The sequence below is a fragment of the Oleiphilus sp. HI0066 genome (genome assembly GCF_001635725.1).
In genome coordinates this window covers 15,421-36,847 of the sequence record NZ_LWFH01001822.1, presented here as the reverse complement: position 1 = coordinate 36,847, position 21,427 = coordinate 15,421, and the positions used below count along the sequence as shown (strand labels likewise).

At 45.1% G+C, this 21,427-nt stretch carries 23 protein-coding genes; 17 read left to right on the top strand and 6 right to left on the bottom strand.

Features of this window, described 5'->3' with window-relative positions; translation table 11 throughout:
- The 5 genes from A3738_RS28360 to A3738_RS28340 form a co-directional block, all read left to right on the top strand.
- Window positions 1-549 (top strand): ATP-binding cassette domain-containing protein (locus A3738_RS28360; protein WP_197474108.1); only part of this gene is annotated, 549 nt, incomplete at its 5' end.
- A complete protein-coding gene (locus A3738_RS28355; RefSeq protein ID WP_068476150.1) occupies window positions 542-1,882 on the top strand; it encodes an HlyD family type I secretion periplasmic adaptor subunit in 1,341 nt (446 codons plus the stop codon). The genes A3738_RS28360 and A3738_RS28355, both read left to right, overlap by 8 nt.
- Window positions 1,879-3,195 (top strand): TolC family outer membrane protein, encoded by a 1,317-nt coding sequence (locus A3738_RS28350; RefSeq protein WP_068476149.1) that lies wholly within the window; start codon window positions 1,879-1,881, stop codon window positions 3,193-3,195. Before A3738_RS28355 ends, A3738_RS28350 begins: the two co-directional genes overlap by 4 nt.
- Window positions 3,192-3,950 carry an OmpA family protein gene (locus A3738_RS28345; protein WP_068476148.1) on the top strand — a complete coding sequence of 253 codons (759 nt, stop codon included), beginning with the start codon at window positions 3,192-3,194 and terminating at the stop codon, window positions 3,948-3,950. Before A3738_RS28350 ends, A3738_RS28345 begins: the two co-directional genes overlap by 4 nt.
- Window positions 3,951-3,952: 2 nt before the next feature.
- Entirely contained in the window at window positions 3,953-5,020 is a 1,068-nt protein-coding gene (locus A3738_RS28340; protein WP_068476147.1) for a glycine betaine ABC transporter substrate-binding protein, read from the top strand.
- A 30-nt stretch (window positions 5,021-5,050) separates the two neighbouring features.
- Here the strand turns inward: A3738_RS28340 and A3738_RS28335 are convergent, their stop codons facing one another.
- The 3 genes from A3738_RS28335 to A3738_RS28325 form a co-directional block, all read right to left on the bottom strand.
- Window positions 5,051-5,359: a DUF2007 domain-containing protein gene (locus A3738_RS28335; RefSeq protein WP_068476180.1), complete on the bottom strand. Its 309-nt coding sequence runs from the start codon at window positions 5,357-5,359 to the stop codon at window positions 5,051-5,053.
- A gap of 10 nt (window positions 5,360-5,369) precedes the next feature.
- Window positions 5,370-5,711 carry a DUF2834 domain-containing protein gene (locus tag A3738_RS28330; protein WP_068476146.1) on the bottom strand — a complete coding sequence of 114 codons (342 nt, stop codon included), beginning with the start codon at window positions 5,709-5,711 and terminating at the stop codon, window positions 5,370-5,372.
- A 132-nt stretch (window positions 5,712-5,843) separates the two neighbouring features.
- On the bottom strand, window positions 5,844-6,122 hold the full coding sequence (locus tag A3738_RS28325; protein WP_068476145.1) for a nuclear transport factor 2 family protein: 279 nt from the start codon (window positions 6,120-6,122) through the stop codon (window positions 5,844-5,846).
- A gap of 125 nt (window positions 6,123-6,247) precedes the next feature.
- On the opposite strand from A3738_RS28325, the gene A3738_RS28320 reads away from it, so the two are divergent.
- The 3 genes from A3738_RS28320 (at window position 6,248) to A3738_RS32460 (ending at window position 9,163) form a co-directional block, all read left to right on the top strand.
- Window positions 6,248-6,694 (top strand): GNAT family N-acetyltransferase, encoded by a 447-nt coding sequence (locus tag A3738_RS28320; RefSeq protein ID WP_068476144.1) that lies wholly within the window; start codon window positions 6,248-6,250, stop codon window positions 6,692-6,694.
- Window positions 6,695-6,749: 55 nt separating this feature from the next.
- Entirely contained in the window at window positions 6,750-7,514 is a 765-nt protein-coding gene (locus A3738_RS28315; RefSeq protein ID WP_068476143.1) for a class II glutamine amidotransferase, read from the top strand.
- 440 nt (window positions 7,515-7,954) lie between these two features.
- Entirely contained in the window at window positions 7,955-9,163 is a 1,209-nt protein-coding gene (locus tag A3738_RS32460) for a M48 family metalloprotease (protein ID WP_068476142.1), read from the top strand.
- A 106-nt stretch (window positions 9,164-9,269) separates the two neighbouring features.
- Here A3738_RS32460 and A3738_RS28305 read toward each other — a convergent pair whose 3' ends face one another.
- Window positions 9,270-10,163, bottom strand: coding sequence for a LysR family transcriptional regulator (locus A3738_RS28305; protein WP_068476141.1), 894 nt, complete (start codon window positions 10,161-10,163; stop codon window positions 9,270-9,272).
- A 132-nt stretch (window positions 10,164-10,295) separates the two neighbouring features.
- Between A3738_RS28305 and A3738_RS28300 the strand changes: the two genes are divergently transcribed.
- The 7 genes from A3738_RS28300 (at window position 10,296) to A3738_RS28270 (ending at window position 18,050) form a co-directional block, all read left to right on the top strand.
- Window positions 10,296-11,519 carry an acyl-CoA dehydrogenase family protein gene (locus tag A3738_RS28300; protein ID WP_068476140.1) on the top strand — a complete coding sequence of 408 codons (1,224 nt, stop codon included), beginning with the start codon at window positions 10,296-10,298 and terminating at the stop codon, window positions 11,517-11,519.
- Window positions 11,520-11,528: 9 nt separating this feature from the next.
- Window positions 11,529-12,563: a phosphotransferase family protein gene (locus A3738_RS28295; protein ID WP_068476139.1), complete on the top strand. Its 1,035-nt coding sequence runs from the start codon at window positions 11,529-11,531 to the stop codon at window positions 12,561-12,563.
- 219 nt (window positions 12,564-12,782) lie between these two features.
- Entirely contained in the window at window positions 12,783-13,772 is a 990-nt protein-coding gene (locus A3738_RS28290; protein WP_068476138.1) for an NADPH:quinone oxidoreductase family protein, read from the top strand.
- An 87-nt stretch (window positions 13,773-13,859) separates the two neighbouring features.
- Window positions 13,860-14,624: an SDR family oxidoreductase gene (locus tag A3738_RS28285; protein ID WP_068476137.1), complete on the top strand. Its 765-nt coding sequence runs from the start codon at window positions 13,860-13,862 to the stop codon at window positions 14,622-14,624.
- Window positions 14,625-14,637: 13 nt separating this feature from the next.
- The gene (locus A3738_RS28280) at window positions 14,638-15,417 is read left to right on the top strand and encodes an SDR family NAD(P)-dependent oxidoreductase (protein WP_068476136.1); all 780 of its coding nucleotides are present in this window, start codon (window positions 14,638-14,640) and stop codon (window positions 15,415-15,417) included.
- A gap of 325 nt (window positions 15,418-15,742) precedes the next feature.
- On the top strand, window positions 15,743-16,981 hold the full coding sequence (locus tag A3738_RS28275; RefSeq protein WP_068476135.1) for a trans-acting enoyl reductase family protein: 1,239 nt from the start codon (window positions 15,743-15,745) through the stop codon (window positions 16,979-16,981).
- 535 nt (window positions 16,982-17,516) lie between these two features.
- Window positions 17,517-18,050 carry a DUF3750 domain-containing protein gene (locus A3738_RS28270; protein WP_068476134.1) on the top strand — a complete coding sequence of 178 codons (534 nt, stop codon included), beginning with the start codon at window positions 17,517-17,519 and terminating at the stop codon, window positions 18,048-18,050.
- A gap of 25 nt (window positions 18,051-18,075) precedes the next feature.
- Here the strand turns inward: A3738_RS28270 and A3738_RS28265 are convergent, their stop codons facing one another.
- Entirely contained in the window at window positions 18,076-18,768 is a 693-nt protein-coding gene (locus A3738_RS28265) for an aspartate/glutamate racemase family protein (protein ID WP_068476133.1), read from the bottom strand.
- 85 nt (window positions 18,769-18,853) lie between these two features.
- Between A3738_RS28265 and idi the strand changes: the two genes are divergently transcribed.
- Both idi and A3738_RS28255 read left to right on the top strand, forming a co-directional pair.
- Window positions 18,854-19,375 carry an isopentenyl-diphosphate Delta-isomerase gene (idi, locus tag A3738_RS28260; protein ID WP_197474071.1) on the top strand — a complete coding sequence of 174 codons (522 nt, stop codon included), beginning with the start codon at window positions 18,854-18,856 and terminating at the stop codon, window positions 19,373-19,375.
- A gap of 111 nt (window positions 19,376-19,486) precedes the next feature.
- Window positions 19,487-20,545, top strand: a complete 1,059-nt coding sequence (locus tag A3738_RS28255; protein WP_068476131.1) for an HDOD domain-containing protein — start codon at window positions 19,487-19,489, stop codon at window positions 20,543-20,545.
- On the opposite strand, the gene A3738_RS28250 is transcribed toward A3738_RS28255, so the two are convergent.
- A complete protein-coding gene (locus A3738_RS28250; protein ID WP_068476130.1) occupies window positions 20,542-21,042 on the bottom strand; it encodes a GNAT family N-acetyltransferase in 501 nt (166 codons plus the stop codon). The two genes, A3738_RS28255 and A3738_RS28250, sit on opposite strands and share 4 nt — an antisense overlap.
- Window positions 21,043-21,427: the final 385 nt, after the last annotated feature.

Sequence of the window (21,427 nt, the reverse complement as noted above, 5' to 3'; positions counted from 1 at the left end):
ATTGATCTAAGACAAATCGACCCTGCTGACTTGCGCAGAAACATTGGTGTAGTCACGCAAATCCCGCAGCTCCTATCAGGCACTATTCGCGATAGCATTGTTGCGGCGCTTCCTAGCGCTACTGACGAAGATATCTTAAAGGCTGTTGAGCGATCAGGCGTTGGTCACTTTGTGAATCAAGATCCCGAAGGGCTTGATAGAGATATTGGTGAGCAAGGACGATTTCTCTCGCTCGGACAACGTCAAACCCTTGCCATCGCGCGTGCTTTGCTGCCTGATCCGCCCATCCTCATTTTTGATGAGCCGAGTTCAAACCTAGACAAGTCGTCTGAGAAAAAACTGATCGATCAATTAGCCGTCGTAGGGGAAGGGAAGACTATGATTTTTCTGACCCACAATCTTGAAATGCTCAAGCTTGCAAACAAAGTGCTCGTACTTGATGGCGGGCGAGTCGCAATGATGGGCGATAAAGAGGAGGTATTGGCGCGACTGAAAGGTTTAGGCGAACAGCCAAACACTCAATCGGATGCGGGAGGTGAGCATGTCTGATATCGATCATAAGCTCAATCAAGCTGAGTCACTCGAGAAGCAAGACGGAGGCTATGTCACAGATGCTATTCTTGCGAGTTTGCACCAACGACCTAAAGTCAGTGCATGGATTCTGTATGCCTTAAGTGCATTTTTTGTGATTGCACTAGTGTGGGCTGCATTAACCAATATGGATGAAATTATTCGTGGTGAAGCGAAGGCGATTCCATCGGCAAGCATTCAAAAGATTCAGAACCTTGAGGGCGGCATTCTTGAAGAAGTGATGGTACGCGATGGCCAACTTGTGGAAAAAGGTGCGGTATTGCTTGTCTTAGATGATACACAGGCATCGGCGAATCTTATTCAATCTGAAACGGAATACCTAGCAGCCTTAGCCAAAGCGGCTCGAATCGAAGCTGTCGTGAATATTACCGACCCCGTCTATCACAATTCTCTCTATAACAAAGCGCCGCAGTTTATTGATGCTGAAAACCAGTTGCTCGAAATTCAACTCAATGAGCACAACAGTAATTTGCGCATTATTGAACTGGAAATGGAAGAAGCGCAACAAGAGCTCGCGAGTGCTAATCAAGCCTTACGCAGCTATCAACAACAACTACGTTTATCCAAAGAGCAACGTCGAATTAATGCACCGCTCGTTAAACAAGGAGCTGTGCCGGCAATTGAGTTGTTGAATATCGATCAGCGTATTTCTGAACTAAATCTTGAAGTAGGTAGAAGCAAATCGGACATCCCTCAGATCAAAAGCAAACTGATGCGACTTGAGCAGAAGAAAAGAGCGGTTGTCGAAGAGTTTCGTGGCGAAGCACAAAAAGAGTTAGCGGATGTGCGCGCCAACATTGAGATTGCCAATGCAGATATTAGCAGACGCGCCGACCAGCAAAGACGAACACAAGTGACAGCGCCTATTACTGGGGTAATCAAAAAAGTACATGTGTCGACGGTGGGTGAGGTCGTACAGCCAGGGATGACGATGATCGAAATTGTCCCTGCCGATGATGAAATTATCTTTGAGACCAAAGTGAGGCCCAAAGACATTGGCTTTGTGAAAGTAGGTTTGCCTGGAAAAATTAAGGTCAGTGCCTATGAGTTTGCAACCTATGGTGGGCTGGAAGGCGTGGTATCGAATGTGAGTGCAGATACTTTATTGGATGAAAAGACAGGCACGAACTACTATCTGGTGAAACTTACTGTCGCCAATATGCTGACCGACGTAGCTGGAAATGAGTTGCCTATTATTCCCGGGATGCAGGCAGCGGTTGATATTCAAGTTGGGCAAAAGTCGGTGTTGGAATATTTCTTTAAACCCGTTCTTCGGATGGTTAAGTCATGAGTCATTTTTCAATTCTGTGGCGCACTTTACTTATGATCTTCGTGTGCCTATATACGAGTAAAGGCATCACAGGAAGTTTAGAAGCTGTTGTGCAAGAAAGTTTGTCGACGAACCCTCAAGTTCGCTTTAGCTTTAGCGCCCTAAAATCGGCGTATTATCAAGATAAAAGCTCGATTGCAGGGTTTTTGCCAACCTTACGTTTAAGCGGCGATTACGGCCGAGAATATACAGACAATGACCAACGCAGCAGTACTGATATGACGCGTCGTCAGGCACGTTTGCAGTTGCGCCAACCTCTATACCGAGGAGGACAATCTGCGGCGGAATCCTCTCGTACTCGAGCGACCTTTATGTCGGCTAGCTATCGAGTGAAAGAAGCCTCTGAAAACTTCGGTTTAGAGATCGTTGAAAACTATTTGAATGTGCTTAAAGCCAAAGAGCTGGTATTACTCGCACAGGAAAATCTCGATATGCATTACAACATCAAACAAAAGGTCGATGACAGGCACGAACAAGGTGTCGGTGACAAAGCAGATATTGCACAAATTAATGGGCGTATTAGTCGTGCGGAAGCGAACTTAAACAATGCCCGAAATGAATTGATGGACACCCGCAGCCGATATATTTCTTTGGTCGGGAGCTTGTCCATCTCTATGAACAAGCCTCAAGCTGACAAGTCTTATATTCCTGACTCACGCTCACAAGCGCAGAGCGTGGCATTGGCAAATAATCCGACCATTTTGTTATCAACCTTCGATGTGAAAGCAGCTCAAGCGCAGTACAAATCGCGCAAGTCGGGTTATTACCCGCAAGTCGATTTGGTCATCGATGGTGGACAGAAAAAGAATGTGTCTGGGTTTAATGGCGAAGAAGAGGATGCGAGTGCCGTTGTCGAGTTGAATTGGAATTTATTCAACGGGACGCGCGATGTAAATGAAGCTAAAGCTTACTACTACAAAGTGGAAGAAGCGCAGATGATCTCGAACAATGCGCGCCGCCAAGTGATGGAGCGTATCGACTTGATCTGGGGTGGCTATTTGCGCGATCAGCGCAATATCGAAGTACTCCGAGAGTATGTTGTGTCAGCCAAACAGGCAGAAACACTTTATAACTCCCAGTTTCAGGTCAACCGTCGCTCATTGCTTGATTTGCTTGATAGCTCCAACGAATTGTTTGAAGCGCGTAAGTCTTACTTAGATACTGAATATAGCCTTTTAACAGACCAGTACAGACTGATGCATATTCAAGGATTTTTGTTAGAGAGTATGCGCATCAATATTGAGAAAACGATCAAAGAGGAGGTTGAGCGATGAAATGTTTAGTCGTGAGAACCTGTATGGCGTTTGCCGCGATCTTGTTTATTTTGGGGTGCTCAAGTACTCCTACTGAAGAGTCAAAAGAAGATCTTTTTGGTTCTGGTTTGGCCTCTGCTGAAACGAGTGATTGGCGCGGTTACGAGTATGATCGTTTAAACATCAAAGCCGGAAATTTGATTGATCATGATCGCGATGGTGTCATCCATGAGCGAGATGATTGTCCAGATACATTGCGAGGCGGAGTGGTCGACAACAAAGGTTGTGCGCAGTTGCTAAGCGATATTCAGCAAAGCTTTCTGCAAATCAATTTTGATACTGACTCGGCGAAAGTGAAGCCGGAATATATCGAAAATATTGGCACTGTTGCTTATGAATACCATGACCTTGTTCAAGCGACCGATGATCCTCCCTTTATTCTCGTTGAAGGACACACCGACAACGTCGGATCACGTGCATATAACAATGCTCTATCTTTGCGTCGTGCTCGAGCGGTCGCGACGGTGTTGATTGAAAAGTTTTCGGTGAACAAAGAACACATTCTGATTTCAGGGCAGGGGTTCGATTATCCAATTGCTGATAATTCAACCAAGCGCGGTCGCGCAAAAAATCGCCGCATGATCACTTATTTCGCAAAGCATGACCGATTCCAGAAAACGCAATGGAACATATGGACGGTTGAATTACGCTCGAATCAAAACGACAGTGAAGATAAACGTCGTTTTCAAACTGTTGATATCGAAGAGGCGCTATAACTATGGCTTTTTCAATTAAGAGATGCATTGGCGTTGTATTGCTTTTAAGTTTGCTAGCAGCTTGCGCTAGTAATGACGTGAACAACGAACCGCAGCATGAAGAGCAGGCATCGGAACAATCTGCTGATGATTCTGTGAACACAGAGTTGGTCAGTGCGCCTCAGGAACGAGAGCTCAGAATTGGAATATCTAATTTTGCCGAGCAAGATCTAATCTATGAACTAACCAAAGCATGGTTGGCGAAAAACACAAAGACTCAGCATATTCGTTTAAAGGCCGTGAATTTCGAGAACTTCACAGGCGCGGTAAATGCGATGCGTGACGACAAAATTGATCTTTACTGGGGTTACACAGCGTCATTTTTGAGTGCTTACAATATCAAAACCTCACCACCGTACGACGCTAAACTCGTCTATGAGAGAGTGAAATCTGTTCTAGCAGAAAACGAAAGCCAGTTTTCTCTTCTAGATTACTCTCCTTTGCATAATGATTATGCCTTTGTTGTGCGCAGAGATATTCAAGATTTTGTCGCTGTGCGTGACTTATCTGAGGTCGCGAGCTCAAACCGAAAGTGGGTGTTTGGCATTGAACCAGATTATCTCGAGTATCGGGATCATGACGGATGGGAAGCACTCGCCAAGTTTTATGGATTTAATCTCGCCAACATCGAGATTAAGCAGATCTACGAGCGTGAAGATTTATACCGTGCCTTGAGGCTTGGTATGGTCGACGTGGGATTGGTGTATAAGACCGACCAAGAGCTGGATTTAGGCTACTTGCGCTTGCTTGAGGACGACAAGTTATTTTTCTCCCCTTACAACATGGTGCCCGTACTTAGAACAGATTTGCTGGAAGCAGAACCGGCACTAGTTAGTTCATTGAATGCCATATCAGGAAGTTTGAGCAATGAATTGATGCGCTACCTTTTGCAGCGTTATGAAATAGACGGTGTTGAGCTAGAAGTCATCAGTGAAGAGTTTTTGCTTTGTGTTGATGATCGTCATCATAGCGAAGATGAGGATAGTAGCTTGGCCCACCAAGGCGGTACCTCGATTTGCCATGAGTCATAAGCGTGTTTTTGGGCAAAACCAAGCTTTAGGTTAGTTTGGTTTTTCTGCTTCACAGCTCCAACAAATTTCAAAAGCAGGCGGGTTTTCTTCTGTACAATTAGGACATCGCCAGTGAGTTTTATCGTTGGCGCCGTGCATCGCTTCTTCAATTAATTCAGCGGCTTTATCTGTTTGGAGTTCATCAACCCATATCTCGGGCCACACCTCGATAGGCGGTACTTCGCCGGCAGCACTGCCGCCAAAAACATTTTTTAGTTCACAGCCGATACCGTTATTCTCAAGGATGTTTTTGATGTTATGCACGACCATAGAGTTGTCGTGGCTAAATATTCGAATCATAGTTTTCTCGTCAGACATCTGAACTTAGACGATATGTTTCTTGTTTGGTTCTCAAATATAAATACAAAGCGAAGCCGACTGCCACGCCCGGTACTAATCCTAAGGCCATACATAGCGGGCCATATTTGTACCCGAATTGCTTGCGTTCGTAAAGGATCCAGGCGCTCATAATGAACCAGCACATAATCACGTCAGTTGAATAACCAGCCGCGAAAGGGTTAACGAAGCCTGCTGTAAAAGCACCGATTATATCGCCATCAACCAAAGCGGCAGGTGCGGTATAAAGTGCGAACACGGCGAGGAAGATTGCTGCTGAAATACCGATACTGAGTTTGAAAGTGTTTTCGTTCATGGGAAATGAAGTCCGTGTTGTTACTTTCTATTTCTTATTTGATGTGCGCTTATAAATTTGGGATGTCGCCAAAGAAACCTATTACGCTAGCGACTTGATCGTTATTGTCTATTTCGACGACATCAAAGCCTTTTAGTACCAGTTTGTCGCCTTGGTGAATTGCCCAGTGATAGCGTAAAAACCATGCTGTGCGTCCCAGCCGCTCGTTCGAGAATACACGGCATTGGGCAATTCAGTTTTTACTTTATGAACATTCAGTTCAAAGCCATCAATACCTGTCACATCGATCATCGGGTCGACAAAACGAATGTCCGGGTTTAGTGCGAGATCAAGATGCGCGCGTACTTTCGATGGGTCAGGTTCGTTCCACGCAGCAAGCATATGGTCAAGCGATTTAGGGTATGTCGACATAGTGATTCTCTTTTATTCTTATTCGAAAAATGTAGTGTCTTACAGTAGGCTTCATTTTGTATCATGCGAGCCTTAAGGTTCGCAATTGTGTATGCGGTCAATCTTGGCGTGTAGAGGTATGTGTGATGGAATTCTTTCCTTATACAGAGGGATATAAAGATGCGTGCTTGGCACTGTTCGATGCAAACTGCCCACAATATTTTGCTGAGAATGAACGTGCCGATTACGCGCAGTTTTTAGATCCTGTTCCTGATGGGTATCGCGTTGGCGTTATCAATGATGCTGTTACCGCAGCCTACGGCATGCGCGTTGATGAAATGACGGCAAGAGCCCGCATCGTTTGGATCATGGTTGCGCCGTCAAGTGCTGGCTCGGGTGTCGGCACGGAGATGATGAACAACGCAAAATCCTTTGCAGTGGAAGCGAGTGCGCCAGTCATCGATATTGCAGCAAGTCATTTATCGGCGCCATTTTTTGCCAAGCATGGTGCGGTTGTTCTGAGCGAAACTCAAGATGCCTGGGGGCAGGGCATGCATCGTGTCGATATGGAATTAGCACTCCCGAGTGGTTAGCGCTTCTGATTGAAAGTGGTCACAAGATAAATTAGATCTGAGTATTAAAAGAGTTATGTGTGAACTTCTGGCGATGAGCGCCAACGTCCCAACCGATATTTGTTTTAGTTTTACAGGATTGTTGCAGCGTGGCGGTGCGACTGGGCCGCATAAAGATGGTTGGGGTTTAGTGTTTTATGAGGCGAATGGCGTACGCGAGTTTAAAGATCATTTGCCTAGTTCAGAATCCTTGATTGCGCGCTTTCTTCAAACCTATCCAATTAAAAGTAATACGGTGGTTTCGCATATTCGCCAAGCTAATGTTGGTGAGGTGTCGTTGGCCAACACCCATCCATTTCAGCGCGAGCTATGGGGTAAGCCTTGGACCTTCGCACATAATGGTCAGCTTAAAGAATTCAGCCAGTTTGAACTGACACGTTTTCGCCCAGTTGGCTCCACCGATAGCGAGCATCTGTTCTGTTGGTTGATGGGGCAGTTAGACGAGCATTTCTCGTGCTGCCCGAGCTGGGAAGAGTGGGTGCCTTTTGTGCATCAGTGTTGTTTGAAAATTCACGAAGCCGGCATCGCAAATATCATACTGAGTAATGGCGATGCGCTCTTTACCTTCTGTTCTACCAAGCTCAGTTGGATTACCCGCCGTGCACCGTTTGGCGAAGCGAAACTTGCTGATACCGATGTCACCATCGACTTTTCAAATGAAACCAGTGAAAACGATGTAGTTAGTGTGGTTGCGACCGAACCGCTCACCGTGGATGAGACTTGGACCAAACTCGAACCGGGGAGTTGTTGTGTGTTTGTTGATGGAGAGTTAGTTGGATAGAAGGTTGTTCTGTCGAATGATTGCTAAGCACTCTTATCAACTTGCACATTAGCTAATCGTTATTGCTTCATTCTAATACGTCATTTCCGCGAAGGCGGAAATCCATTGTGTTGATCTTTGGTTTTTTGTAGAAAAATCCTAGTTTCTACTCTTCTTTTCCTGTCGGTGGCGACCGACTGCGCCCAAGGGTATTTGTCTCGCCAAACACCCTTGGATCCCAAAGGCGACCCGGATCGCTTGCGCGCTCGACGGGATAAATGCTTCGTTGTAGTTCCTCATAACTTGGTTTTTTCGTTGTTTTTCTTTTTGATATAACTAAATTACCGAAGTATAAGGTGAGTAAAAAGTCTGCATTGCATACTCTTGCACTCGGTTTTGCAGAGAAGAGTACTTTTCTTATGCAGATTCAAAAATAATAATTTTTAAGGAGTAGTAAATAGATGGATTTAGTCTATAAAAATGAGAAAAAACTCTTTGCCATTGCGGTTACCATTTCAGGGTTATTCTGGTTGGCGTTGGTGCTCGGGACTATTGGGATTGCTCTGATCTATTTTTTGTTTGGATATTTATTTTTCCTTTTTGCCCACTCAGCTTTTATCACACATATAAAAGGTACGGGGGTTAAAATAAGCCAGGAGCAATATCCTGATTTATATAAAAGTTTGGTAAATAGTTGTGAAAAAGTAGGGCTAGAAGTTATTCCTGATGCCTATTTACTTAGAACGGATTTCTTCAATGCCCTTGCGACTAGATTTTTAGGGAGGAATTTTGTCGTTTTATATACTGATGTAGTAGATGCGTTAGAAGATCAATCAAGTGCTGTAGATTTCTATATTGGGCATGAGTTAGGTCATATTCATCGCAATCACCTTTTGTGGAGTTTTTTCATACTTCCAAGTTCGATACTTCCCTTGCTGGGCGCAGCGTTAAGGCGAGCAGAGGAATATACTTGTGACCGTTATGGTGTAGCGTGTTGTCAATCTGAAGATGATATCAAGGCAGCAATTTCTGCTATTGCAGCAGGTGATACTCGCTGGAAGTCGATCAATGTTGATGCCTATTTAGCGCAAATATCCGAAACAAATGGTTTCTGGATGTCATTCAACGAATTAATAAGTGATTATCCTTGGTTAACCAAAAGAATGGCAGCTGCGTTGGCTATGAACGAGGGACGAGAGATCAATCATCCATCGCGCCATGCATTTGCTTGGTTTTTATCTCTGTTCGTACCTAGATTTGGCTCTGGTGGCGGTATGGTATCGTTGATGATTACTATTGCGATAGTTGGTATTTTGGCTGCCGTAGCAATACCTGCATATCAAGACTATGTACAAAAAGCTCGATATACAGAAGTTTATATAGATGCAGAAGCTGTGAGCAAAGAAGTAACAGAATATGCCGTGGTTAATCAAGCGTGGCCTGAGTCACTTCAAACATTGGGCTATTCAGAAAACTATATTTCTAATGCAACCCAAAGTTCACAAATTGCGATCTATGAAAATGGTGTTATAGGAGCTCAAGTTGGCATAAATGAAGAGGGGAAGGAACAATACATAGTTCTGGAACCTTATGTTGAAGAAGGAAATGTATATTGGAGTTGTTATGGAGAAAACTTACTAGTAAAGCATCTTCCTTCAGAATGCCAATAGGTTTTGACTATTCTTGATTAATAGCCGATCTAATCTATCGATCGGCTGTCTTCGCTGTTTTTAAGCAATAGAGCATTCCGTTAACAGCCTAATGGCTTTTCAAATATTACTCTTCCCCAAAAACCTCAAATATCCTCTCCCTCATCCATTGATGCGCACGATCATTCTCATGCCGTTGGGCCCAGTATAGGTGCCAGTCTAGCTTTGGAATGGCGAAGGGTAGTTCGAGTATTTGTAGTTCAGTGCCTTGTGTCAGGCTTTCAGGAATGGTGAGGAGCATGTCTGTTTGCGCGACGATTGGGCTCGCTGCGCGCGAGTGTTGAATACGTAGTTTAATTTCGCGTTGAAGACCTAATCGAGCAAGTACCGCATCAATTTGGCCACCTCCTTTTCGTCGACTCGATACATGAATATGCGCTTCTTTCATGTATTGATCGAGGCTCAGATCACCTTGAATGCGCGGATGTTCTGGGTGTGCGACGCATACATAACGGTCGTCAGCAATTGGCGTATTGACGAGATTGCTGTCGTTAATGATGGGTACATCAAGGGCAAAGTCGAGCTCACCGGCGCTGAACGCGCGCACCATATCGCTACGCGGAATACTGTAACTCTCGATTTGAATATTCGGGGCTTCTTTTTGAAGTACATGCATTAAGCGCGGTAATACATAGGCTTCTGATGTGTCGTTCATTGAGAAACGAAAAGTTCGCGTTGACTGCAATGGGTCAAAGGCATCATGTTCGTTGAGACTGCTTTGCAGTGAGGCGAGGGCCTCTCGTACGCGCTCAATGATGTTTTCAGTGAGCGGGGTAGGGACCATTTGCCCCGACTGGCGCACAAACAATTCGTCATTGAAATGCGCACGTAAGCGCGCAAGAGAATTACTGACTGCAGGCTGCGTAATATGAAGCACTTCTGCTGCTTTGGTGAGCTTGCGTTCGCTATAGATCGCATCGAGCACGATAAATAGGTTCATATCAATTTTGTTCAACAGCATCTGAGAAGCCTCAATATTTGACTTAGTATCACTAATTTTTATTTAACGATATAAATAAAATAAACTTCAATGATTTTATTTCGGTTTTTAAACTGCTTGCCACGTAAATAAGAATCACTGAAGGCAAAGAGCATGGATTTTGAGTATTCAGATCGCGTTAAAAAATTGATGAAAGAGGTGCAAACCTTTCTCGATAATTATCTTTATCCCATTGAAGACGAGCTCAACCGAGCCATTGAAGAAGGTGAAAATCGCTGGACCATTCCTCCTCAGATTGAAGAGCTAAAAGAGCTCGCGAAGAAGCAGGGTTTGTGGAACTTGTTTTTGCCTGAATCAGAATACGGTGCAGGTTTGACTAATCTTGAATACGCACCGCTTGCTGAAATTATGGGCCGCACGCGTTTTGGTTCTGAAGTCTTCAACTGTAGTGCGCCAGATACCGGCAATATGGAAGTGCTCGTGCGTTACGGCACTGAAGAGCAAAAGAAACAATGGCTTGAGCCTCTATTGGCGGGTGAGATCCGCTCTGGTTTTGCGATGACGGAGCCAGATGTAGCATCGAGTGATGCGACCAATATTGAAACTCGCATTGAACGTGATGGCGATGATTACGTCATCAATGGTCGTAAGTGGTATATCTCAGGTGCATGTGACCCGCGTTGTAAAATTCTGATCGTGATGGGTAAAACAGACCCTGACAACACCAACAAATATATTCAGCAGTCTCAGATTTTAGTCCCGATGGATACGCCCGGGGTGACTGTTGTTCGTCCAATGAAAGTATTTGGTAATGATGATGCGCCAGAAGGGCATGCAGAAATTACTTTTGAGAACGTTCGTGTACCGGCAAGCAATATGCTTTTGGGTGAAGGTCGTGGTTTTGAAATCGCGCAAGGTCGTTTAGGGCCGGGGCGTATTCACCACTGCATGCGTTTAGTGGGTGCTGCGCAACGTGCCTTTGAAATGATGTGCGCACGTGCTGAGTCGCGCACCGTTTTTGGTAAGACGATGAGCCGCCAAGGTTCTGTGCGCGAGAGTATCGCTAAGTCTTACTGTGAGATCGAGCAAGCGCGTTTGTTGACGCTAAAAGCCGCGGATCAAATGGATCGCGTTGGGAATAAAGGTGCTAAGGCGCTTATTTCAATGATCAAGATTGTTGCACCTCAAATGGCCTGCACGGTGATTGATCGCTCTATGCAAATCCACGGTGCAATGGGTTTAAGCCAAGACACCTTCTTGCCGCAAGCCTATCAAATGGCGCGTGTAATTAGATTGGCTGATGGTCCGGACGAAGTGCACATGATGCAGCTTGGTCGCGGCTTAGCCTCTGGCTACGCCATGCTGGCAAAGAAATAGGAGGCGAGCATGTCAGACGTCGATAGTTTAGATATTGAGCTTCTTGATCGCTATTTGAGTGAGCATATCGAGAGTTTCCATGGCTTAAAAAGCGCAGAGAAATTCTCAGGTGGCCAATCTAATCCAACCTTTAAATTGAGTGCGGCTAGTGGCGAGTATGTATTGCGTCGCCAGCCACCGGGTAAATTGCTGAAGTCAGCACATGCTGTAGACCGTGAGTATCGTGTTTATAAAGCGCTAGAAAATACGGATGTGCCGACGCCTAAGATGTATCACCTGTGTGAAGATCGCGAAGTGATTGGCTCGATGTTCTATGTGATGGAATATTGTGAGGGGCGCATTTTTTGGGATGCTGCATTACCAAAACTGGCATCTAACGAAGAACGCACACACGCGTATTCGCAAATGGGCAAAGTGCTCGCAGCGATACATTCAGTCGATGTTGAAGCGGTTGGCTTAGGTGATTATGGCAAACCGGGGAACTACTTCGAGCGCCAATTATCGCGCTGGACCAAGCAATATCGTGATTCAGAAACACAAAAAATTCCGGCAATGGATCAGCTGATTGAATGGCTCGAGAGCCATATTCCAGAGGATGATGGTCGTGTGTCGCTTGTGCATGGCGATTACCGTCTCGACAACATGATGTTTGCTCCGGATGAAGTCCGTGTAATAGCGGTGCTTGATTGGGAGCTTTCTACCTTGGGTCACCCTTTTGCTGATTTAGCGTATCAGTGCATGCAACTACGCATGCCAGCTAACGCTGGTGATATGAGTGGTCTCGCGGGTGCAGATCGTGGCGCGTTGGGTATTCCAACCGAAGCTGAGTATGTCGAGACTTATTGTGAAGCGATGGGCATTGAGAAAATTGACCATTGGGCCTTTTACCTCGCATTTAGTTATTTCCGTTTAGCGGCGATAGCGCAAGGTGTCGCGAAGCGTGCTTTGGATGGCAATGCTTCTAGTAAGCAGGCGAGTAAGGTGGGGGCCTACGTAGCCCCATTAGCGATGGGGGCTCTGCACGTTATCAAAACTGAGGGTTAGTTCTGAAATAGCTATTGCGATCACTTAAGCATTGTTAAAAATTCACTCAAAGTACTCATTTACTAGTCTGTAAACTCCGTCTTTTCGTGAATTTTTGCCTCGCCTAAGTTTCTCTCATAACGCTATTTAATCGGTGCTGTCGTCATTGCTGTGTTGTTTTGATCATTGGGAACGACGACATAATTTTCTAGCTTCTAGCGAACAAAAAAGAGAACAACAATGAAAGCAATTGTTTGTAATGAATTCGGTCCGATTTCGGATCTTGAGTACAAAGATATTGATGATCCAACACCGGGCAAAGGTCAGGTGCGAGTGAAAATTCTAGCCAGTGGTGTGAACTTTCCTGATGGCTTGTTAGTGCAAGGTTTATATCAAGTGCGTCCTGAGCTTCCGTTTGTTCCGGGCATGGAGTTTTGTGGCGAAGTTGTTGAGTTAGGCGAGGGTGTTAAGCATCTTAAAGTTGGCCAACGCTTAATCGGCTCTAGCCAGAAATATGGTGCTTTTGCAGAACAGGTGATCGTGAATGCCATGACGGTGTTACCTGTTACAGATGATGTTACGGATACCGATGCTGCAAACCTAATGTGCGCACACGGCACAGCACACCACGCACTCAAGCAGCGCGCTCATTTGAAGAAGGGCGAAACTCTTGTTGTTCTGGGCGCGGCAGGCGGAACGGGTATTGCGGCGGTGCAGATTGGTAAAGCAATGGGCGCGCGCGTAATTGCAGTTTGTTCGTCACAAGAAAAGCTAGAGATGGCAAAAGCGAATGGCGCAGATGAGCTGATTAATTACAGCGAAGAAGATCTTAAAGAGCGCATCAAAGAATTGACTAAAGGCAAAGGTGCGAATGTTGTTTATGACCCAGTTGGCGGGGAGGCATTTGCAGCCTGTTCTCGTGCAATGGCACGTAATGGCCGTTTATTGGTTGTAGGTTTTGCATCGGGCACTATCCCTGAATTGCCTGTTAATTTGGCACTCGTAAAAGAGTATTCCTTAGTTGGCGTATTTTGGGGTCAATTTGTTATGCACGAGCCTATGGTCTTTATGCAAAACATGCAGGAGCTATTTGCTTGGTATCGCGATGGCGTTGTTCGCCTTGAAACTGATGAAGTTTTCCCACTATCTCGTACTGGCGATGCGCTTGCGAAAGTGATGAATCGCGAAGTGAAAGGCAAGGTTGTGGTTGTTCCAGACGCGCTTTTGTAAGTCGGACCTAGGGTTTAACAAAATATTGGGGTCAGAGTAAAAGTACTCTGACCCTAGTTTAAGAATGTAGGAAATAGGATAAAAAAGATGGCTACTAACTTATTTAACCTGGAAGGCAAAATCGCCCTAGTTACTGGCGCAAGCCGCGGTATTGGTGAATCCATCGCCAAGCTGCTTGCAGAGCAGGGCGCTCACGTTATTGTGTCAAGCCGTAAGATTGATGATTGTCAGAGTGTGGCGGATGCGATTGGTGAAGCGGGTGGTTCTGCAGAGGCATGGGCTTGCCATGTTGGCGATATGGATCAAATTAAAGAGACCTTTGAGTACATTGGCAATAAGCACGGCAAGTTAGATATTTTGGTCAACAACGCGGCGGCTAACCCTTACTTTGGTCATATTCTTGATACCGATATTAGCGCTTACAACAAAACGGTTGATGTAAACATCCGTGGTTACTTCTTTATGTCTGCTGAGGCGGGCAAGTTGATGCGTAAAAACGGTGGAGGCGCAATCGTGAACACGGCATCTATCAATGGTCTTCAGCCGGGCATGATGCAGGGCATCTACTCGATTACTAAGGCTGCTGTTATAAATATGACCAAAGCGTTCGCGAAAGAGTGCGCTCCATTCAATATCCGAGTGAATGCTTTGCTTCCGGGTTTAACCAAAACAAAATTTGCAGGCGCTTTGTTTACCAATGAAAGCATGTACAAAGCGGCAATGCAGATGATTCCAATGCATCGTCATGCAGAACCAGATGAAATGGCTGGTACCGTTTTGTATCTCGTGAGTGATGCATCGAGCTATACCACAGGTGAATGCATTGTCGTCGATGGCGGCTTTACGATTTAAGGGAGATAGTAAGATGGATAAGCTTCTTGATTTTAATGGCAAAGTTGCCTTGATTACGGGTGCGGCAAGTGGTTTTGGCGCAGCACTTGCAATAGAGCTTGCTGAGCGTGGCGCAAAGCTAGTGATTGCCGATTACAACGCGGATGGTTTGGCTGAAACTGTCGAAAAAGTAAAAGCGCTTGGCGCAGAAGTAGCGAGTGCTGTTGGGAATGTTGCTGAAGAATCGCATGCTGAAGAGTTAGTTGCTTTGGCAAAGTCTACCTTTGGTGGTATGGATATTGCGGTAAACAATGCGGGTATTGCTCCGAAGTTGATGCCGTTTACGCAGATCGATGAGAAAACCTTGCAGCACCAATTGGATGTAAATCTAAAGGGCGTTGCTTTCGGTATGAAGCACCAGATGCGTATGATGGCTGGCCAAAAAGATGGGGCCATTCTAAACGTAGCATCAATGGCAGGTTTAGGCGCGACGCCAATGGGTGGTTCTTATGGTGCCGCGAAGCATGCTGTTGTAGGTATGACAAAAACGGCTGCTGTGGAAATGGGTGCAATGAATGTGCGAGTGAATGCGATTTGCCCATTCTTTACTTCAACGCCAATGGTGGATAACCCGATTCTTAATCCGAATGGTGATGAGAAAGAATTAAACAAGACGCTTGCGCGTGGTTGTCCGCTTAAGCGTATTGCGCGTGTTGAGGAAATCGTAAACGTGATGGTGATGATGTTGTCGCCAGCGAACACGTATATGAACGGAATAGCGGTTCCGGTCGATGGTGGTATGTCTGCTATGTAGTTAAATAGCTACTGTGATTGCTTAGGCCGTGTTGAAAGCTTGTTCGCTTTGCTCATTTACGTATATGTAAACTCCGCTATCTCACAAACTTTCGCTTTGCCTATGCTGCTCTCGTGACGCTATTCGGATACTGCGTGCATCATTTCCGCAGACAAGGTGAATCGCGAAGCGAGAGAGGGCGCCCTGGGGTGGACGGGAACCTACTGTTTTATAAAGAGGTAAATTCAGGATCACTTGGAGTGTTCCTGAATCATAAAAGAATTATTCGAGCGTTTATCGTCTCCCGTAAAGCGTTCTGCATACATAACAACTGGAGAAAAATAACATGTCAGATTCACGTGAGTATGACGTCATTATTTGGGGTGCGAGTAGCTTTACTGGCCGCTTAGTAGCCGAATTTTATTTAAGTACTTACGGCCTCAATGGCGAGCTTAAGTGGGCGATGGCTGGACGTAATCAAGCTAAGCTCGAGGAAGTTCGTGCAGGTCTAAATGATGGCCAAGGCACTAATGATATACCAATCCTAATTGCGGATAGTCACGACGAAGCTAGCTTGAAAGACTTAGTCAGTAAGACGAAAGTTATTTGTACGACTGTTGGTCCATATGCTTTGTATGGGAACGAGCTTGTTGCGGCTTGTGTTGAAGCCGGTACGGATTATTGTGACCTTGCTGGTGAAACGCAGTGGATTCGTCGAATGATCGATCAACACCATGAACGCGCTCAAGAAACTGGTGCGCGTATTATTCATTGTTGTGGCTTTGACTCTATTCCATCTGACTTGGGCACTTACTTTGTTCAGAACAAAGTGAAGGAGCTTAAAGGCGAATACGCGAAAGCGATCAAGGTTCGAGTGAAGTCAATGAAAGGTGGTGCGAGTGGTGGCACGATTGCAAGTATCAATAACGTGCTCGCTGAAGTAGCGGATGACAAAGAGCTCTTTAAGTTATTGAATAACCCGTACACTTTGAATCCTCGTGATGAGATGGGTGGCGACGATAAGCGCGATTTGCAAAGCGTGAAGTACGATGACGATGCAAAGAGCTTCCTTATGCCGTTCGTTATGGCAGCGATCAACACACGTGTGGTGCGTCGTAGCCACGCTTTGGCGGGTTTTCCTTATGGAAAAGATTTCACCTATGATGAAGCGATGCTGACTGGCGATGGCTTCTCTGGCCGTTTGAAAGCGATTACTGGTTTGGTTGGTCTCGGTGCAATGCTTGGCGGTAAGCCCGGTGGATTCTACAAAAAGATTACTGCTAAGTTTTTACCAGCACCGGGTGAGGGGCCATCTAAGGCAGAGCGCGAAGCTGGCTTCTGGAAGTATCTTGTGATCGCTAAAATGCGCGATGGCTCGATCGTGAAAGGATTTGTTAGTGGTGATCGTGATCCTGGTTACGGGTCTACCTCTAAAATGCTTGGTGAAGCGGCAGCGTGCTTAGCGCTTGATAAAGACAAGACAGCTAAAGTGGCAGGAATGCATACGCCATCAACTGCGATGGGGGATGTGTTGATTGAGAGATTAATCTCGAAAGCTGGACTTCAATTCGAAATCCATTCTTAGCTACTGCGATTGCTTAGGCTGTGTTGAAAGCTTGTTCGAAATACTCATTTACTTATATGTAAACTCCGTGTTCTCACAAACTTTCGCCCTGCCTAAGCTGCTCTCCTAACGCTAAGAAGCTGCGAGCTTTCGTTCATTTTCGTCGCGTCTTATCGTCGCTTGTGAGGTTAGGCGTTTCGTAAGCTGTGTTGAAAGCTTGTTCGCTTTACTCACTGGCTTTGCCAGAACGCACTTTAGTGCGGTCCGTAGGGCGAGCTACGCGAGTATTTACTTATATGTAAACTCCGTGTTCTCATAAACTTTCGCCTTGCCTAAGCTGCTCTCCTAACGCTAAGTAGCTGCGCGTTTTTATTTGTTTTTGCCTTATTCTAAATTCTTTATTGACCCAGCTTGGGTATGTCTTACTCGAACTTTTAAAGTTTTCGTATATCTAACCTCTTCTTTCAAAGGCTTTGTGTCTAATCTACGCATCTTCATAACGCGTAAGACATTTTGTCTTAGGTCTAAGTTGAATAAGGTAAATCAAGAGGTTTCGATGCGAAGTATATTCACTGTATTGGTGTTAAGTCTTGGTCTAGTGCTTACGGGGTGTAGCACCGGTAGTTGGCGAGACGCGAGCCGAGACTCTGCGAATTTATCTCCACTCCCCGGTGATTATTCTGATGCCATCGTGCAAGTTTACGCTGCAGATGCTTGGGGATGGCGAGGGATATTTGCAGTGCATACATGGATATCTGTTAAACCAAGCAATGCAGATCAATACACTGTCCTTGAAGTGATTGGCTGGCGCGCTCGATGGGGTGTGCCGGTTCTTCGCATAGAGAAAGACTTGCCTGATCGCTATTGGTTTGGGGCAAAGCCAGAGTTGGTATACGAAAAGCGTGGTGAGGGCGCTGATCAGCTCATCGAAGATATTCTTCGCGTTTCACGTGATTACCCTTGGGCAAATGAATATACCGTGTTCCCAGGTCCCAATAGCAATACCTATCCTGCATGGGTTGCTAGTCAAATCGAAGGCTTCGAATTAGATATGCCATTTAGAGCGATTGGCAGTGGCTGGGAGCCTTAACATCGATTTCTATGTGATTACGCGACTAGCTTAGAGCAAAATCCACCGCTGTTTCTGCATGAATAGCGGTGGTGTCAAAAAGCGTCACTTCCGTATCCTCTTGCTTCACCAACAATCCAATTTCTGTGCAACCTAAAATTACAGCCTGTGCACCTTGGGCCTGTAGTTTCTTTATGATATCTAAGTAACGCTCTTTGGATGACTCAAGCAGTTGGCCTTTGCAGAGTTCTTCGTAGATGATTCGGTGCACTTCAGCACGATCTTCCTCGTTAGGCGTAAGGACATCTAGCGAGAATTTGTCTTGTAATCGTCCTTTGTAGAAGTCTTGTTCCATGGTGAATGCGGTGCCAAGCAGACCTACTTTAATAATATTTGCGTTTAGAAGTGTTTGGCCTGTGGCATCAGCGATGTGTAGTAGTGATATGTTGATTTTTTCTTCGATAGTTGGAGCGACTTTATGCATAGTGTTGGTACAGATCAGCAGACAGTCGGCGCCAGCGGATTGGACATTTAATGAGGCTGATAACAAGATTTGCGCGCAGCTCTCCCAATCGTTTTGATGTTGTAAGTGCTCGATCTCTGCGAAGTCTACGCTCACCAAAACTATTTTGGCCGAGTGTAAACCGCCAAGCTTAGCTTTCACTCCTTCATTGATCGCTTTGTAGTAGCCTTGCGTACTTTCCCAACTCATGCCGCCGAGAAGGCCTATTGTTTTCATTTGTTGGACTCCGAGAAAATTGATCTGACAATCAAAACATATTTCGTCTAGGCTTGTCTTGAATTATGAAATGTAGGACTGAATGGTGACTAACGAGCTAGTACTTGTTGATGAGATGGGAAAGAAGTTAGGCCTTGCCGATAAGCTTGAGGCACATCAAAAAGGCTTGTTGCATTTGGCTTTCTCTCTAGTGGTCTATCGAGTTGTTGATGGTCAACGCGAGTACCTTCTCCAGAAACGTGCCGCGACTAAATACCATGGAGCAAACCTATGGAGTAATACCTGTTGTTCCCATCCTTTTGATGAAGAATTGCCAGCTGCGGCTGTTCAGCGCAGAGTCGGAGAAGAGCTTGGAATAACGCAAAAATTAGATCTTAAGGAATTAGAGCCTGTTTTGTATCGAACGGAAATGCAAAACGGTCTTATTGAACATGAGTATGACCATGTATTTGTTTCTAATGACACAATCTTCGACTTTGAGTTGAACCCTCAAGAAGTCAGTGAAACAGCATGGGTATTAGAATCGGATTTAAAGACTGATCTTGTGAAGAACCCAGGAAAATACACGCCTTGGTTACCCTTCGTTCTGGGTCGAATTCCTTCCTAAGTTTAAGTTGCGAGTACTTTTGCATTACTAAGAGCCTGTATTACACTTTGTGAAGTGGCGCACGTTTTAGTGCATATTCAAATATGCGATGAAGGTTACGGATAAACCGATATGGCGATTGCATGGTTAAGAAAAATGTTTGGTGTAAGTGCAGTTACTGAACCAGTCAGTAATCAGCCTGTTTATCATCTCACCGAACGACAGAACGCTTCTGAAGATACGCATGGGGCGACGAATTCTGAAACGACTAACGCGAAAACAAAGCGTTATCGTGAATACTTGCTCGAATTAGATCACGCCTTTTGTCAGAGTTTGTTTGGAACCGAACATTCTTATGAGATGCCAACTGAAACTCAGAGAGAAAATGCCAAAAGCTACGCAAAGCAGCTGCTTAGTAACGAATTAAACTCTGAAAAAATTCCCAGAAAACCAAGCTCTTTGCCTCTCTTGTTGAAGCTTCTGAAGATGGAAATGGTTAATAACGATACCGTGGCGCAATTTCTAATTAAGGATCCGGCGCTTACTTCACAAGTGCTTAAAATTGCAAACTCTCCATTTTTCAGATTGAATAATCAAAGTGTTGAATCATTAGATGAAGCAATTCGACGCCTTGGCATTGCCGGTATTAAGCGTGTTGTTTCTGCTGCAACGATGATGCCCGTATTCCAAGCCAGTGGTGGAAATAAAACGCTAAATGAGACGGTATGGCGATGGGCTTTGTGTTCCGGAGCAAGCATAGAAGCATTGAGTAGTATTCGTGATCAAGATGGGCCATCTAACTATTTGCTTGGCTTGATTCCAGAACTGGCCATGTTGATTGTCAATCAAGAGCTTGACCGCCTAGAAGGATCTTTGCCGGAGGAGGAAAAAATCCTTCCAATGCAGCGCCTTAAGGTATTTAAGCGAGTTGCATGGAAAATTTGTATCCAAATTCGAAAAGAATGGGGTATGTCTGAGGAGTTTGATCAAGCGCTCTACGATATGGGAGATGCCATGCGTTTGCGCAAGTACTCAATTGTCTATGATGCGATCATTCTGGCGCAATATTCTGCTGTTGAAGCCTCGGCTAAACCTCCCATCAGTATAGAAAAACTTTCTCTGCTGACTGAGTCGGACGAGTTTGTAAATCAAACGGTTTTGTTATCGTTGAAATCAACAATTGAAGGTTAGTTCGACAAGACTAAATGCATGTCGTTCCAGCGTAATCCTCCGTGACTCGATTCTGACGTCCCGTCATCAACAAACCCAAATTGTTGATAAAAACCGACGAGCTCCTCTTGGCAGATAAGATACATCGCTGACTTTTGCATCGCCTGCATCATAGCAATAAATTCGTGCATTAATGCAGTGGCATAACCTTGGTGCTGGAAATCAGGATACACAACCACTGACATGACAACGATATTTGGGCCTATTGGATCATGACCGATGAGTTCTTTGAATTCCTCATCACTTAGGGAGACGTCAAAACATGCTCCGCAATTGATGAAACCGATGATTTGCGACTCTTTTTCTAGAACGAGAAATCCCTCGGGATAAGTCTCAATACGTTGTTGGATTTTTTCTCGAGTGGCAGCTTCATCGCCCGCATAGCCTTCTTGTTCTATTTGAAAACAACGATCAGTGTCGGAAGGTGTCGCAGAACGAAAAGTCAGTGAAGAATGCATAAGTGCCTCTAAGCGATGAATAAAGTAATACTAAGCACCAAGGGGCTTACAATTGCGCTAATGACGTTAATGCAAGTGCTTTTGGATTATTCGCAATATCATCACTAGACGCTTCGCCTCAATAAACGCGTACATGCTCAATGGCAAGGTAATCAAACTTAGCAAAGTAAGAATCGGTAGCTGTGATAGATAAACGCTAACTGTTATGGAACCATAGCCGACTAGGTAGAATACACCGAGCATATATGTGCTTAATTGGATTCCTTATACGATCGGGAAGGTGCGTCGACCAACGTTTTTGTCTGCGTGAATATCCGGATATTGAGTAAGTAAAAGCAAGTTATTACTCAAACAAAATGGTAGCAGCAGAGCTAGATAAGCGAGT